Origin of the sequence: Peribacillus sp. FSL M8-0224, from assembly GCF_038003055.1 — a bacterium.
In the GTDB taxonomy this organism is placed as follows: Bacteria; Bacillota; Bacilli; order Bacillales; family DSM-1321; genus Peribacillus; species Peribacillus frigoritolerans.
In genome coordinates, this window is sequence record NZ_JBBOOJ010000001.1 from 1920550 (window position 1) to 1937375 (window position 16826).

Sequence of the window (16826 nt, forward strand, 5' to 3'; positions counted from 1 at the left end):
TTCTCTAATTTAAGAAAGTTATATCAAGTTTGGGGGCTTTAAGAGTTAGAGACTTACCTTTAGAAGGGGACTGATCGTATGCCATTCGTAAAAGTAGAAGATTTAAGTATTCATTATGAAATAGAAGGTAATGGAGAACCTTTAGTATTATTACATGGTATGAGCAATAATTCACAGTCATGGAAGGAACAAATCCAGGAATTAAAGGAGCATTATACAGTAATCGCATGGGATGCTCCGGGTTATGGGAAAAGTTCAGATCCATCAGAAGAATATAGAAATTTTAAAGAGTTCGCACGTATTCTGAACGGTATGCTAGATCAGCTAAAGCTGGAAAAAATCGATCTGCTCGGCCATTCAATGGGAGCGGCAATTGCGATAGAGTACTGCAGCCTGTACCCTAATAAGGTTAATAAACTTATATTAGCAGATTCGACAAGGGGGGCAGCTGCTTTATCCCCAGAAGAGAACGAGACGAAATTGAAAAATCGATTATTTTCAATTGAAAACCTTTCTACTAAGGAGATAGCGGAAAAGAGGATACAAGCACTGCTATCTCCCCATGCTTCAGAAAATGTCCATACACGAGTCAAAGAGATTATGACACAGATAAGACCGGCAGGATATCGTTCGGTAGCATATTCACTTTATCATCTAAATCAAATGAGTATGTTATCTCATATAGTTGTTCCTGTTCTTGTGATTTGTGGTGAGTTGGATACTGTAACTCCCATTAAGGAATCAGAAGCCATTCATGAAAAGCTAATGAACTCCCGGCTAGTGATTATTCCAGATGGCGGTCATTTGTGTTACCAGGAAAATCCAAGGAAGTTTAATTCGAGCATATTGGAATTTTTGAACGGGAATGAGTAAGGAAAAAACAGGACTGAGATTTAAGAGGGGAATGAATAGGAAAAATGGCTAATTATACAATCGTGGATAAAGAAACGTGTATTGCTTGCGGGGCTTGTGGTGCTTCAGCTCCGGATATTTATGATTACGATGAGGAAGGGATTGCGTTCGTTTTATTGGATAATAATGTTGGGGCAGCGATTATACCTGAAGAACTCGAGGAAGATATGATAGATGCTTCAGAAGGATGTCCAACCGATTCTATAAAAGTGGCTCAAGCATCCTTTGATGGTAACCCTAATAAATTTGAATAATAATTTTAGGTGCGTTTGTGACTAGTAGCTATATAGATTTTTAATGTGGTGACATATCCAGATTGTCTTTGAAAGGGTGGATATTCAATTGCTTTTATCCATCATTTCTGAATCAAAGGAAAAGGAAGAATTACTTGTGAAAACATTACAAGTCGATCTCTTACAACCTGTAGATCATGTTCAGTATGAACAACCAACCTAGAAGAACAAGGAGTGATTGCATTGACAAAAGAAAAGAAGGTCTATGACATAACTATTATTGGCGGCGGCCCAGTTGGCTTGTTTACTGCGTTCTATGGCGGAATGAGGCAAGCGAAGGTGAAAATCCTCGAAAGTCTGCCTCAATTGGGTGGACAGCTTTCGGCTCTTTACCCCGAAAAATTCATTTATGATATAGCTGGTTTTCCAAAAGTAAGGGCGCAGGAATTGATAGAGAATTTAAAAGAACAAATGAAAGTATTCGAACCAACCATTTGTCTTGAAGAGGCAGTTGAACAAATGGAAAAGCAAGCAGACGGAACATTTAAGATCACCACAAACCTCGATACTCATTTCTCTAAATCAGTGATCATTACTGCTGGAAATGGGGCCTTTCAGCCTCGTAAACTAGAATTGGAAGATTCAACACAGTTCGAGGATAAGAATTTGCATTATTTCGTGAATGATATGAACCGATTTAAAGGAAGAAAAGTGGCGATTCTAGGCGGTGGGGATTCTGCTGTTGATTGGGCCCTTATGTTAGAGCCGATTGCTGAAAAGGTAACATTGATACACAGAAGAGATAAATTCCGTGCCCATGAGCATAGTGTAGAAAAATTAGTGAATTCCTCTGTTGAGGTCAAAACACCTTATATTCCCTCCGAATTGGTAGGAACAGATCACATTACGCAAATAGTTTTAGAACACACTAAGACTCAACAAAAAGAAGTGGTTGACGTAGATGATTTAATTATTAATTACGGCTTTGTCTCTTCTCTTGGAGCGATTAAAGAATGGGGTCTAAACATCAATAAAAATGCAATTATCGTTAATTCCAAACAAGAAACAAATATTTCAGGCATTTACGCAGCCGGGGATATTTGTACGTATGATGGAAAGGTTAAATTAATTGCTTCCGGATTCGGTGAAGGTCCTACGGCAGTTAATAATGCCAAAGCCTATATTGATCCTTTGGCGAAAGTTCAGCCGCTGCATAGTACATCATTATTTGGATGACCTCTTTCTAACAACAAAACTTCTGAAGAAAAGAATCTAAAGTACATAGGCGGGGTCCCTGAGATAAAAGTGATGGATAGTGGGTTTCGATTGTCCAGGTTTAAATCGAAAAAAAGTAAAGTTGATATATTTCGAGGCTTTACATGTTTTGTTACTTAATAAGGGAACAGGTTAATATGACTGTTAAAATTAAAAGTCGAATTCCTCCACAGTTAGGAATTCGACTTTTTAGATTGGTTTAAGTAACGCCCCTATAGCGATTTTTGGATAATGTTAATCTTTATTAAAGTTACAGGAAATACGGATCAAATAAGCACAAGGGTCCTTTGATAAGGTTTTCATAAGTTATATAAGGGTGAACGCCCCATCGCCAATAAGAAGTTTAAAAGGTGAAATGATCCAATATTAACAGCCCCGTTTCGCGGCATTTCTCCAACCAAGAATCTTATATATTGTTAAAATCATCATCATTCTCTAACGTTTCCAAAATATGCTTAGTCAGAATTGAGGCATCCGTGTTTTTCCAAACTGCCGATATCGAACTGGTTAATTCCGAGTTATCGATGTTCAAGGATTTTACTTGGCTTTTTCCCAACAAACTCACCATATCTTTCGGCATGAGGGCTACGCCTAAGTTATTGGATATTAGATTGGCAATCGTCAGTAATTCAGAGCCTTTACATAATTCTTTAGGTGAAAATCCAGCCGTCAGACAAGCCTTTTCCAAAAGGAATTGAAGGGAGTGTGCTTGAACGGCATCATAATGGATAAAAGGTTCGTCTTTTGCTTCGTATAAATGTATAGCGTCTTTTTGGGCTAGTGGATGATTCGTGGAGACGACTAATTGTAAAGGGAACCTCATGAATTCAATCATGCTTAATCCTTCATTGGCGATGATGTTACTGTGAATGGGCGTTCGGATGAAACCGATGTGATAATTTTGTTGGTTTACGAGTTTTACTGCTCTTGAAGATGTTGTTTCATGCACGTAAAACTCTGTTTCCGGGTATTGCCCCACGATCTTTTTCAATAACTTCGGGATATATATACTAGCTGCAGAGGGTACGGTAGCAATCTTCAGTTTAGGCTTGGGGATGGTTTTGTTTTCAACTATGTAATTCACTGTTTTCTCGATATCTTCAAAGGAGGGCGCAAGCTTTTTATAGATGTATTCTCCTTCTTCCGTTAATGTAATTTTTCTTGTCGTTCGATTCAATAGTTTAAAGCCTAATTGTTTTTCGAGGGATGAAATCTGTTGGCTAAGTCCGGGCTGGGATATATGCAGGGTTTTGGAAGCCTCACTGAAACTAAGATGGTTGGAAACCTCTATGAAATAGCGGAGGGATAGGTAATTCAAACAATCACCCACTTCAGTCGGATTTGAAAATACAAGGTTAAGAAAATTCCCTCTCAAACAAAAGCTGTAATTTTATAACATCTACTTATAAGTTTATAACAATAATATATTTCTAAAATGGAAGAGTCAATATTATCCTTAAAGAAAGGAAGAATAGGTAATAAACGGTAAAATATTACTATTGGATAGCAGATTTCCCCTGTTTTTAATAGGTTTTTGTACACATTTAAGCTTGGTGATTTAATTTCTATAAAACTTATTAATGTATTACTAGTTCTTATGGGTGATGTGTCTAATTTTGTAAAAAAAGGGAAAGTGAGTCGGTCGGTAGAATAATAACATAATCATCTTTTGCAGATGATGAATATACATGAGGGGGGATTTTTATGAAAAAATTTCATAAGTGCTTTTTATTGGTCATGATTTTGACGGTCACCGGTATTATCACGGCTTGTAAAGACAGTAATGAAGGTGCCTCAGGAAGCGGTAACCAAAACTTGAGCCTGTTGACTGGTGGAACGGGAGGTACATACTATCCGCTTGGAGGACAAATTGGAAAAATCATTTCCGATAAAACAAAAGCAAACATAACACCTCAGACATCTGGCGCCTCCGCTGAAAATATGGAAACGTTAAGGGTTGGAGAGGCTGAAATCGCATTTTCGCAAACGGATATCGCCGCGTATGCAATTGAAGGAACAGAAATGTTCGACGGGAAGCCCATTGACAATATAATGGCGATCAGCTCTTTATATCCTGAAACTGTTCAAATTGTAACGACTGCAAAAAGCGGAATTAAATCAATCGAGGATTTAAAGGGTAAAAAGGTATCGGTAGGTGCTCCGGGTTCAGGTGCTTACATTAATGCCATGCAAATCTTGGAGATTCATGGGTTGTCTGAAAAGGATATTAAAGGGCAGAATCTATCTTTTGATGAGTCGACCGAAGGAATCCAAGCAGGCAATATTGATGCAGCTTTCATCACGGCAGGCACGCCTACTGGTGCAGTTGAGGCGCTATCCGTCCAAAATGATATTTTGGTTCTGCCTATTGCAGATGACAAAATTCAAGCATTGGTTAAAAAGTATCCATACTATGCTGAAGATACCATTCCAAGTGGTACGTACAAAATCAAATCCGAGGTGAAGACAGTTGCTGTTAAAGCGATGTTAGTGGTTACAAAGGATCTTGATGAAGATTTAGTTTATGAAATGACTAAAGCTGTATATGAAAACACAGATCAAATCACACATGCAAAAGGCAAGTTCCTTACAGCAAAGACTGCACTTGAAGGATTAGGGGATATGGAAGTGCATCCTGGAGCAGCAAAATACTTTAAAGAAAAAGGTGTTTCCAAGTAATGCAATTGGGTCGGTAGCTCGCTTTATGTGGCCTATCGGCTTCATTTTTTTCTAAATGGGACACTGGTTGTGAAAGGGGTACCTATGATATTCAAGAAATTCATGGCTTTTGGTATACCTCTGCTCATCGCTTTTTTATTCTTTTTTCCTTATAAGCATGTAATAGCCTTTTCCTTCGAGGATCAAGGGGAATTAGTGGCATACTTTCCTTTGAAAAAAGAAAAAGAATTCAAGATTAAATATACACACTCCATCCACCTCACAGATGTTGTGGAATCATACCGGTTATCGGATAAGCAAATCGAACAAACCGAACTTGCCTATGATGATTTTGCGGTCGGTATGCCTTCCAATGCAGAGGGTGAGGAAGTGTTTGAAGTAAAAGACGATACCTACTTCATAAAAAATATGCAACGCACTTTCACCTATATAGATTTACGGGTAGGACAAGTTAAAGCCAATCATCGATTAATATATGATGAAAAAACATACACATTGGCAGACTTCATGAAACCAGGGACATGGGTCAGGATTTCATCGGAAAGGATTTCATTGTGGGAACAGTTGAAGGGAGTGAAGATTAGTGGCTGATAATGAAAAAATCAAATATTTAACCGAAGCAGAGCAGCAGGAGTTATTGGAAAAATATGATCCAGAAGCCGGGACAAGGAAATTAACTGGTGTCTTGGGCCACATTGCGTTTTTTGGACTCCTGGCTTTTTCGCTATTCCAATTATATACTGCCATATTTGGTGTTTTTACAGCACAAATCCAACGGACGATACATTTAGGGTTTGCACTCTCCTTAGTATTTTTACTATTTCCTGCAAACCGGAAGAAGCGTCAAAAAGGAAAGTTTCAAATTGCCTGGTACGATATCATATTAGCAATCCTTAGTATTGGGGTTGGTGCATATTGGCCCTTATTTTTCGAAGATATCGTCATGAATGTAGGGCGTTTAGGCGTATTGGATTTTGCTGTCGGTTTTATGGCCATTCTGCTGGTTTTGGAAGCAACCAGGCGTGCAGTTGGTCTTCCTATCATGGTCATTGCTATATTATTCATTTTCTATGGGATTTTTGGACAGTATATGCCAGGATTCCTTGCTCATCGCGGTTTGACTCTGGAGCGTCTGGTGCAAACGATGTTCTTCTCGACAGAGGGCATTTTGGGTACTCCGTTAGCGGTGTCATCGACATTCATCTTCCTATTTTTACTGTTTGGATCATTTCTGGTCCGAACAGGCGTCGGTCAATACTTTAATGATCTCTCTACCGCCATTGCCGGCAGAAGGATAGGAGGACCTGCAAAGGTTGCGATTTTTTCAAGTGCTCTTCAAGGAACGATTAGCGGGAGCTCTGTGGCTAATGTTGTCACATCAGGAGCATTTACGATACCGATGATGAAAAATCTTGGATATAAGAAGGAATTTGCCGGGGCAGTGGAGGCGGCTGCTTCAACAGGGGGGCAATTGATGCCTCCGGTAATGGGGGCAGCGGCATTCTTAATGGTTGAGTTCATTGGGAATGGAATTACGTATTGGGATATAGCAAAGGCGGCTGCGATTCCAGCTATCCTTTATTTTTCAGGAATTTGGATCATGACCCATTTTGAAGCGAAACGACTTGGGCTGCGAGGGTTAACTCAAGAAGAGATGCCAAGTAAAAAGGAAGTGTTCGGCAAGCTTTATTTATTAATACCGATCCTTGCCATTATTTTATTGCTCATGATGAATATCACGGTTACACATGCAGCATTATATTCCATTGCCATCTCGGTTCTTGTAGGTTTCATTAACAAGGATGTCCGCATGAAATTCATCGATATCATTTATGCATTGGTGGATGGAGCCCGGACAGCACTTGCGGTTGCAGCTGCAACCGCAGCAGCGGGCATTATTGTCGGTATCGTCACGAAAACTGGACTAGGACTTAAGCTGGCTAATGGCCTGATCGATTTATCTGGTGGATATTTGATTCCAACTCTGATGCTCACTATGGTAGCAGCACTTATATTAGGAATGGGTTCACCTACGACCGCCAATTATGTAATCACATCGACGATTGCAGCGCCTGCGATAATTTTGCTTGGTGTTCCCGATTTATCTGCACATTTATTCGTTTTCTATTTTGGCATTATAGCAGATATAACTCCTCCTGTTGCTTTAGCGGCATTTGCAGCGGCAGGGGTAGCGGGAGGCGAGCCAATAAAAACGGGGATTGAGTCATCGAAACTTGCCATCGCTGCATTCATCATTCCATATATTTTTGTTCTCTCCCCGCAAATGCTAATGATCGATACAACATGGATGGAGGTTGCGTGGGTAGTACTTACTGCAATGGCAGGTATGATTGCGATTGGGGCGGGTGTCATAGGTTACTGGATGAGGGGAATGAACTGGTTAGAAAGAGCCCTCGCCATAATCGTAGGTTTACTATTGATCTACCCTGAAACGGTATCGGACATCATTGGGATATCCGCTTTTATCGTGTTGCTGGCTTTACAATATCTTTGGAAAAATGACAATCACGACAGCTCCAAAATCTTGGAAAATAACCAAAGCATTGAGAAAAATTGAGCCTGCGGATATCGATCCGGAAGTAAAGGGTAGAGCTGTACCATTCAGGGGGGTGATTTCTTGAAGTGAAGCATCATTGAGAACGCAACGCCAAATGGGAATGTGCAGACTGCTTTTTATCGAGACAACCAGCATATTCCTACTAGAGACATCTGCTTGTATATCCACCCGCCTTATGATAAAACCCTAATTTGTTCTATTTTGAAAGGAGACTAATTCATGAAATTTTTAAAAAGTTTTATTTTAGTTACTTTCAGTTTCTTTTGTATGATCACACCGGCTTTTGCAAGTGTCCCTGGAGTGGATGGGTCAATGGGAAAGGGTTTTACAAATGGAATCGTCTCAGTTTCTCATCCGTTAGCAGCTGAAGCGGGTATAGAGATACTAAAACAAGGCGGAAATGCAGTCGATGCAGCAGCTGCCATTCAATTATCATTAAATGTAGTTGAGCCAATGATGTCTGGAATCGGCGGCGGTGGTTTTATCATGATTTATAATAAAAAGGAAAATAAAATAACGATGATCGAAAATCGCGAAATGGCACCTCAAAATGTTACGCCTGAACTTTTTTTAGATGAAAAGGGAAAACCTATTCCTTTTAGTAAGCGGCACACATCAGGGAAAGCGGTTGCAGTTCCTGGGACTCTGATGGGGGTGGAGACTTCTCTTGAGAAATATGGAACATTGAAATTATCACAAGTCACTGGCCCGGCCATTAAACAGGCTGAAGAAGGGGTGAAAGTCAATTGGGCAACAGCACAATATATCGATGAAAATGTAACAAAGCTTAAAAATAACCAAGCGGCTGCAAAAGTTTTTGTACCAGACGGAAAGCCATTGGAAGAGGGAGACATCCTCGTTCAGCCAGATCTGGCAAAGACTCTTAAGTTAATAAAAAAACAAGGTTCTAACGTTTTTTATAAAGGTGAAATCGGGGAAGCACTTACCCAAGAAGTTCAAAAGCGTGAAGGAACGATGACAACTGAGGATTTGGAAAACTATGAAGTGAAAGAAAGAGAGCCGATTAAAACGGAATATAGGGGATTTGAAGTGGTAGGGGCAGCTTCACCAAGCTCAGGCAGTTTGACTGTTCTGCAAATCCTGGAGCTTATGGAAGGATACGATGTGCAAAAGATGGGGGCCAACTCGCCTGAGTATCTTCATCATCTAACCGAAGCCATGCATCTGGCTTTTGCCGATCGCGCTGCCTATATGGCGGATGAAGATTTTTATGATGTACCAACAGAAGGACTATTAGATGAAGATTATATTAAAGAAAGAAGAAAACTCATCAATCCAAATAGATCAACAGCTGATGTCAAAGCAGGCGATCCATGGAAGTATGAGGGCAAAGAACCCACTGCAATGAAGATGGTAAAAGAAGAGAAAACCCCAATCGGACAAACGACTCACTTTTCTGTAATGGATAAGTGGGGAAATATGGTTGCTTATACGACTACAATCGAGCAAGTATTCGGATCAGGTATCATGGTACCTGATTATGGATTCATGCTAAATAATGAAATGACGGATTTTGATGCCACACCAGGTGGAGTTAACCAGGTGGAACCGGGAAAAAGACCGAGAAGCAGTATGTCCCCGACCTTCGTATTAAAAGATGGGAACCCCTTCATGGCCATTGGTTCACCAGGAGGAGCGACGATAATCGCATCGGTATCTGAAACGATCATGAACGTGCTTGATCATAAAATGCTCATTCAAGATGCCATATATGCGCCACGTATTTATTCTGCTGGTTATCCGACAGTAAGATGGGAACCGGGAATTGAACAAAATACAAGACTGGAGTTAATGGCTAAAGGCCATGTTTATGAAGAAAAACCGCAACATATCGGAAATGTGCAAGCTGTTATTTATGATTATGAAAAGGGGAAAATGTATGGAGGAGCCGATAATACGAGAGAAGGAACTGTTCAAGGTGTGTATAATGTTTCCCATAAATCGAAAAAGCCAAAAGAAATAAAAGAAGAAAAAAAGGGACCGTTTACCTTAAAAGTGAATGGAGCCGTTTATCCTTATACAGCTGATCAAATGAAACTGATCGATGAGAAACCCTATATCCAATCAGATAAATTGCTACTAGGTTTGGGTGTAATCCAAACAGGGGATTTAGAAACATTTAAACCAGATAAAAAATCGTATCTACCTGTGTTAGGAGTAGCGAAATCATTAGGGTATAAAACAAAATGGAACGAAAAAGACAAAGAGGCCCTATTGGAAAAAGATCCGGCGGATATTGAAGATCCGGACGAAGATGGCAGTGTCACGAATTGATTGCCTTTCTAAGTCTGCTCGGGAAATTGAATTCTAAATGAACCTAAACTTGAAAACCCCAGATTTCTCTATGTAAAGAGAGGTCTGGGGTTGTTTTTTAGTTATATGAAATAGTAGAGAGGTAGTCAGTCAGTTGAACGAAGGTTCCTGAAAAGCCCTCCTGAACCATTTCCCGCGACTCCTCGTAAGTTTTCATTTCCTCCTCGCTTGGGGATACAGGTACCCCAATCATCGTAAGTGTTGTTTTACCTTCATGCTCGGTGAATGTAAAAGTATTGAGAGTTTCCAATGGCCAGTTGTCGTTAAAAGGAGCACGTACGATGTTCCCCATTTCATCAGAAAAGAAAGAGGTGTAAACGAGTTTATCTGGGGCATTTACTTCATGATAAACAAATTTGACCCACATTACATTACCATCAGGAGATGTCTGACTGTAATGGAAGACACCTTCCTGGCGAAGCTCGAACTTAGAAATATCAAAAGCCCATCCTTTTGGGCCCCACCAGTTCTGCAGATGTTCTGATTCGGTAAAAGCCTTAAATATAAGCTCGCGAGGAGCATTGAAACTGCGGGTGATTTCGGTTTTTGGAAACATTTTATTCCTCCAATCATAATTTTTGTAGTTTCTTCAGATAAAGTTCCAAGCTGTCGAGTCTTTCTTCCCATATTTCACAATACTGTTCGAACCAAATGTTTAATGCTAAATGGCTCTGGGCGAAGCTTGTAAATTCGACGAATTGCTTCCGCATAAATTCCACCGATCCTGATTTATGAAGCCCACTTAGATGTTTGGATGCCAATGGGTGCCGAATTTGAAGTCGTTCTGCATATTCTCCCGCGGTGAAAGGGCCGTTTCTAATGAGGTCACCACCCCCACTCGAAGAGTAATTAATAATGTAGTATTCATCTTTACCCCACGTTTTATTAGAATTATAGTCCTTTGGGTGAGATATAAACAAACAGGAATATTCCCGTCAAATAATATTGGAGAAAATATTTATCTCGGATTAACTTCATGTAGCAGGGGGAGGTAGTTTTCTTGTTTTGTTGTCCTACACGAGGCGGTACCAATAATATCCTTCAAAATGAAAAATGAGCGCTGATCCTTGTTCCGGATAGTGCCACATTGTGGAAATTATTATAAGTTTTGTTGATGAAATCACGTTCAATTTTTGGAAACCGTTTATCATGCTGTACGTCGAGAATTTAACAATACTATTTTTGTGCATAATGATACAGGTTTAAGTTTTATTATAAAAAAGAATGATTTTTATTTGAAAACAGAACTAATGTTCTTGTATGCTTGTAACGATGATAATCTAGGTACCGGTTATTATTAAGGATTCCAAACTTGATTCAAAGGAGAATGAAAATGATTAAACCATATTTAATGTTTAACAGAGAATGTGAAGAGGCTTTCAAACTGTATATAGAAGCATTTGGCGGGGAACTTATTGCTATGCAAAAATATAGTGAAATCCCATCAAGCCCGGACTTTCCTGTTGAAGAGAGTGATAAAGACCTTGTTCTTTACTCGCAATTAAGATTAACAGAAGATGGAATTATAATGGGTTCTGATTCAAACCGTGAATTGAAGGATAGTGACAAAGTGGTTGTAAGTGTGGAGCTTAACTCTGAGGAACAAGCTAGAAAGGCATGGAACATATTAAAAGAAGAGGGATCTATACATATGGATCTTCGTGCAACATTCTTTGCTAAACTTCACGGTTCGTTGAAGGATAAATTTGGTGTTTCATGGATGTTTACTGTCAATTAAAACTATTCTTGAATCTAAATCCAGAAGACATCCTTCTTTGTAAAGTCGTTTAAGTACAATTATTTGGGAAGGTTAAAATTTTTAAAATCCTGATTAATACTCGGACGCTTTAATGGAGTAACCAAAAAAGCCCGATTTCTTATTAAGAAATCGGGCTTTTTACTATTGGGATTTCTGTAAGGTTGTAAATCCGTATTTCCCCTGACGCTGCAATAAATGATTGAATATCATTTATTGTGAGTGAGTTACCTTGTAAAATGGTGTTTTCTGCCATTGCATTTACTACAATTGGGGTCATGGAAATACATTGAAAAAAATGAGAAACTGTGATAAATTTATAAAGATACACTAATTTTATATTTTTGTATAGTTTATACCCTATTATAATTATACAACATAAATTCCTTCTCAGTCAATCCTTTTTTTAAAAAGGATTGACTGAGAAGGAACATGGAACTTCAGTAGGAGCAAGAACGACTGGACAGCGTGAATGGTTGATCAAATGAACAATTTTTGTCATATGATTGTCTTGGTATTGAGCGATAAATGGGAGGGAAAGAAATGAAACCATATGTACTGGAGTTTCGGGAGATCGATAAAACGAAACAAATGGTGGTCGGTGGCAAAGGGATGAATTTGGGCGAATGCTCGAGGATAGATGGAATTCTTGTACCAGAAGGATTTTGTGTTACCACTGAGGCATTTAAAAGAGTCATTGGGGAAAATGATGAGCTTCATCAATTACTCGATCAGCTTGCAGTACAAAAAGTGGACGAACGAAAAAGAATAAGTGAAATTAGCAGGAAGATTCGTGATCTGATTGAGGGAATCGAGATCGACAAGGGAATCGAAGAAGATATCGACCGATGTCTCTTAACTTTTGGCTTCGAGCATGCATATGCTGTTCGTTCTAGCGCTACAGCCGAAGATCTTCCATTTGCGTCCTTTGCAGGTCAACAGGATACCTATCTAAACATCAAAGGAAAAGATGCAATTTTACAACATATTAGTAAGTGCTGGGCTTCGCTATTTACTGATCGTGCTGTGATTTACCGAATGCAAAACGGTTTTGACCATCGCGAGGTTTATCTGTCTGTTGTTATTCAAAGGATGATTTTTCCGCAAGCTTCCGGAATACTATTTACAGCTGATCCAGTTTCCTCAAACCGCAAGGTGCTTTCGATCGATGCTAGCTTTGGGCTGGGTGAGGCACTTGTCTCTGGCTTAGTGTCTGCGGACAATTATAAAGTTCAAGAAGGTAGGATTGTGGAGAAGAAGATTTCTACCAAAAAGTTGGCTATATATGCACGAAAAGAAGGCGGAACGGTGGAAAAGGAAATTGAGCCGGGGCAGCAGGTTTTATCGACCCTGTCAGATGAGCAAGTGTTGGAGTTTGAAAGGATCGGCAGAAAGCTTGAAGCGCATTTTGGCTGTCCGCAAGATATCGAATGGTGTTTGGTTGATGATACATTTTATATTGTCCAGAGCCGTCCAATCACTACTTTATACCCCATCCCTGAAGCGAATGATCAAGAGAATCACGTCTATGTATCTGTCGGTCATCAACAAATGATGACTGACGCCATGAAACCATTGGGATTATCTTTTTGGCTGTTAACGACTCCTGCACCCATGCGTAAGGCTGGCGGAAGGCTGTTTGTTGATGTCACACATATGGTAGCTTCATCTGACAGCAGAAATATGTTAGTAGAGGCCATGGGACAACATGACCCGCTCATGAAAGACGCACTCATTAACATAATAGAGCGAGGAGATTTCATAAAATCTTTACCAAATGATAAGCAAGAACAGAGTTCCGGTAAAAGCAATAAAAGTGTGTTGTCTGCGGATTCTAGGGCACAAATTGAAAACGACCCGAAAATCGTTTCTGACTTGATTAAGCGTAGTCAAACATCGATAGAAGAATTAAAACAAAACATCCAAACGAAATCAGGATCGGATTTATTTGATTTCATTCTGGAAGATATCCAGATATTAAAGAAGATTTTATTTGACCCACAAAGTTCAGCTGTGTTTATGGCTGCTATAGATGCATCATCATGGATCAATGAAAAAATGAATAAGTGGTTAGGTGAAAAAAACGCAGCCGACACACTTTCTCAATCTGTACCAAACAATATTACTTCAGAAATGGGTCTGGCGCTATTGGATGTCGCAGATGTAATACGTCCTTATCCAGGAGTAATTGATTATTTACAACAAGTAAAAGATGATAATTTTATGGATGAACTGGTTAAGTTTGATGGTGGACAGGAAACCCAGGATGCTTTCTATGATTATCTCGGCAAATACGGAATGCGATGTACTGGAGAAATCGATATTACTAAGACTCGTTGGAGCGAAAAACCAACTACACTTGTCCCCGTGATTCTTAGTAATATCAAAAACTTTGAGCCTAATGCTAGCAATCGGAAATTTGAGCAAGGGCGACAGGAAGCTTTGAAAAAAGAACAAGAGATATTAGATCGATTGAAGCAATTACCGGATGGTGAACAAAAAGCCAAAGAAACAAAACGAATGATCAGCCTAATCCGGAATTTCATCGGTTATCGGGAATATCCAAAATACGGCATGGTTAACCGCTACTTCATTTATAAGCAGGCTTTACTCAAGGAAGCCGAACAACTCGTACAAACCAACGTTATTCATGAAAAAGAAGATATATATTATCTCACTTTTGAAGAACTTCAAGAAGTCGTACGCACAAATAAACTAGATTACCAGATGATCAGCAAACGAAAAGACGAGTACAAATTATATGAAAAACTTACTCCACCACGTGTTATCACGTCTGATGGTGAAATCATTGTAGGGGAGTATAAACGAGGAAATCTCATGGCCGAAGCTATTGTAGGTCTACCGGTTTCTTCCGGAGTTATAGAGGGCAGAGCACGTGTCATCTTAAACATGGAAGATGCAAATCTAGAAGATGGAGATATACTGGTTACAACCTTCACCGATCCTAGCTGGACACCATTATTTGTATCCATAAAAGGACTCGTCACCGAAGTTGGCGGGCTGATGACCCACGGAGCAGTCATCGCACGTGAATATGGCTTACCTGCTGTTGTCGGTGTGGTAAATGCCACCAAGCTGATAAAAGATGGGCAACGTATTCGAGTAAATGGAACAGAAGGTTATATAGAAATACTTTCGAATTAGGAGAATCAGTGAAATCATGATACTTTGCGGTTTATGGCAAAGCCCCTTGTCACTAGGTCATATAAGGGGGCAGTAACTGAAAATTGATACTAAAGTTTAGTAAGAATATCTTAAGATCGAGCCTTCTGTTAAATGTTGATTTTATATGATGCCAAAGCCCAATTTCTCGCTTACAACACCGAGAAATTGGGCTTTTTGTGGATTTTATTTATAGGCAAAATCGATTATCTCTTGCTAAATCTACTGGCTTGAGCAGCAATGTCAAACGGATAAGAGGAAGATATTCTCCAACAGATATCTCTGTCAATATCATAAATGTACGCTGAAAGCGGCTATACCTTCTATAGAAATATTAATTTTTTGTATTGGTAATTATACATTATCTCCATTATAATTTTTAAGAAAGATATTTCGGAATTTTTAAAATAAAGGAGAAATTATGTATACTCATCCGACTTTAAAATATTGGAATGGAAGAATTGATTCCCAAACTAACCTAGATAGCTTCAGATACCACCAAAGAGTGCGCTTGGCACCAATTTCAGAATTAGCCACCTCTTCCAATGCATCACGAACTTTTGGACTCATTGGCTTTAAATGTGATGAAGGAGTCAGAAGGAATAAAGGCAGGGTTGGTGCTGCCGTGGGTCCTGATCATATTAGGCAGTCGTTGGCAAAATTACCCTGTCATTTACCTTCCCAAACCGAGCTGGTGGATGCTGGCGATGTAATATGTGAAAGTACAGATATGGAAGCCGCCCAATCTCAACTGGGATCAGCTGTTGCCCGGATTTTGGAGAGTAAAGCGATTCCTATCATACTTGGGGGAGGTCACGAAACCCTGTATGGCCATTATCTTGGGATTAGGAAATCCATTGGACCAAAAGCTAGACTAGGGATTATTAATATTGACGCTCACTTTGATATGAGACCTTATGAAAATGAAACTTCATCTGGAACGATGTTTAAGCAGATTTTGGACGAAGATCAAAGTTGTGGCTATTTATGTGTCGGAATTCAGAAGCAGGGGAATACGAAGGCACTGTTTGAAACTGCAGAGAGGAGTAAGGTCGACTACATATTGGAAGAAGATTTGTCATTATACGAAATGGATGAAACGAAGCGGAGGATAAATGAATTCGCTAAGGAAAATGACTATATCATGCTTACATTATGTACGGATGTTATTGATTCAGCCTACGCACCTGGGGTAAGTGCACCATCGCCGTTTGGACTGGATCCGAAATTGGTCCGTGCCATTATTAGGCATATCGTATCGAATGAAAAGATCCTCTCATTTGATATCTCTGAAGTAAACCCTGCATTGGACGAAAATAATAAGACCGTTACATTGGCAGGGCATTTAATAAATGAGGTTTTGCTGCATTTTAAATAATGGACATGCGATGGCCGCAACTTCAATTCGGTCTTCCCGGAAAGAGCGCTTTTTTTCGTATCGACTGTTGGGGCTTTCCTTAATGTTATCTTCAGTATTGAAGCGAAAAACCTTTAAAGCGCCCAGACTGTCCATGAATCATTCATGGACAGTTTTTTACGCCTCCTTCACAAGGAATCATGGTCACAGGCATTGCTTCGTTCGACTAACCATTTAAAATATAAAGGCATGTGGATTTTCCATGACTCTGCTAAGTTCAATACTGATACTTGTGGGTTTTTGGTTTATAATAACAACCATCTAGCCTTTTGAGGAGGGATTCCATGAATGAATATAAAGTAACGGTCAGGAATGGCAGTACCTTAATTTTGTCGGAAATCATTAAAGCTGAAGATGAAAGAGAAGTCCTTGGCACTCTTTTGATTTCCAGCGAATTATTTAATCAACCATTTACTGATATCAGGATTTTAGAACGCTGATTTGTGGCTGCCCGTTCCA

General features: G+C 39.5%; 13 protein-coding genes. 11 read left to right on the top strand and 2 right to left on the bottom strand.

Annotation, left to right across the window (positions count from 1 at the left end; genetic code table 11):
- Positions 1-78 precede the first annotated feature (78 nt).
- From MKX49_RS09245 to MKX49_RS09255, 3 genes are all read left to right on the top strand, one after another.
- Entirely contained in the window at positions 79-873 is a 795-nt protein-coding gene (locus tag MKX49_RS09245; RefSeq protein WP_072272885.1) for an alpha/beta fold hydrolase, read from the top strand.
- A 44-nt stretch (positions 874-917) separates the two neighbouring features.
- Positions 918-1166 (top strand): ferredoxin, encoded by a 249-nt coding sequence (locus MKX49_RS09250; protein ID WP_048679242.1) that lies wholly within the window; start codon positions 918-920, stop codon positions 1164-1166.
- A gap of 222 nt (positions 1167-1388) precedes the next feature.
- Positions 1389-2381 carry an NAD(P)/FAD-dependent oxidoreductase gene (locus MKX49_RS09255; protein ID WP_340876199.1) on the top strand — a complete coding sequence of 331 codons (993 nt, stop codon included), beginning with the start codon at positions 1389-1391 and terminating at the stop codon, positions 2379-2381.
- Between the two features lie 445 nt (positions 2382-2826).
- Here the strand turns inward: MKX49_RS09255 and MKX49_RS09260 are convergent, their stop codons facing one another.
- Positions 2827-3738, bottom strand: a complete 912-nt coding sequence (locus MKX49_RS09260) for a LysR family transcriptional regulator (RefSeq protein ID WP_340876200.1) — start codon at positions 3736-3738, stop codon at positions 2827-2829.
- Positions 3739-4124: 386 nt separating this feature from the next.
- Here MKX49_RS09260 and MKX49_RS09265 point away from each other — a divergent pair, with 386 nt between their 5' ends.
- The 4 genes from MKX49_RS09265 to ggt all read left to right on the top strand — a co-directional run bounded on the left by MKX49_RS09265 (position 4125) and on the right by ggt (position 9972).
- Entirely contained in the window at positions 4125-5099 is a 975-nt protein-coding gene (locus MKX49_RS09265) for a TAXI family TRAP transporter solute-binding subunit (RefSeq protein WP_048679174.1), read from the top strand.
- Between the two features lie 84 nt (positions 5100-5183).
- The gene (locus MKX49_RS09270; protein WP_072272887.1) at positions 5184-5690 is read left to right on the top strand and encodes a DUF1850 domain-containing protein; all 507 of its coding nucleotides are present in this window, start codon (positions 5184-5186) and stop codon (positions 5688-5690) included.
- Positions 5683-7677, top strand: a complete 1995-nt coding sequence (locus MKX49_RS09275; protein WP_340876201.1) for a TRAP transporter permease — start codon at positions 5683-5685, stop codon at positions 7675-7677. Before MKX49_RS09270 ends, MKX49_RS09275 begins: the two co-directional genes overlap by 8 nt.
- Positions 7678-7896: 219 nt before the next feature.
- Positions 7897-9972, top strand: coding sequence for a gamma-glutamyltransferase (gene ggt / locus MKX49_RS09280; protein ID WP_340876203.1), 2076 nt, complete (start codon positions 7897-7899; stop codon positions 9970-9972).
- A gap of 97 nt (positions 9973-10069) precedes the next feature.
- Here ggt and MKX49_RS09285 read toward each other — a convergent pair whose 3' ends face one another.
- Positions 10070-10567, bottom strand: a complete 498-nt coding sequence (locus MKX49_RS09285; protein ID WP_340876204.1) for an SRPBCC domain-containing protein — start codon at positions 10565-10567, stop codon at positions 10070-10072.
- A 777-nt stretch (positions 10568-11344) separates the two neighbouring features.
- Here MKX49_RS09285 and MKX49_RS09290 point away from each other — a divergent pair.
- The 4 genes from MKX49_RS09290 (at position 11345) to MKX49_RS09305 (ending at position 16807) form a co-directional block, all read left to right on the top strand.
- Positions 11345-11749 (top strand): VOC family protein, encoded by a 405-nt coding sequence (locus tag MKX49_RS09290; protein ID WP_340876205.1) that lies wholly within the window; start codon positions 11345-11347, stop codon positions 11747-11749.
- 561 nt (positions 11750-12310) lie between these two features.
- Positions 12311-14932: a phosphoenolpyruvate synthase gene (ppsA, locus tag MKX49_RS09295; protein ID WP_340876206.1), complete on the top strand. Its 2622-nt coding sequence runs from the start codon at positions 12311-12313 to the stop codon at positions 14930-14932.
- Positions 14933-15371: 439 nt separating this feature from the next.
- The gene (gene hutG / locus MKX49_RS09300) at positions 15372-16328 is read left to right on the top strand and encodes a formimidoylglutamase (RefSeq protein WP_340876207.1); all 957 of its coding nucleotides are present in this window, start codon (positions 15372-15374) and stop codon (positions 16326-16328) included.
- 323 nt (positions 16329-16651) lie between these two features.
- Positions 16652-16807 carry a hypothetical protein gene (locus MKX49_RS09305; protein ID WP_153246094.1) on the top strand — a complete coding sequence of 52 codons (156 nt, stop codon included), beginning with the start codon at positions 16652-16654 and terminating at the stop codon, positions 16805-16807.
- Positions 16808-16826: the final 19 nt, after the last annotated feature.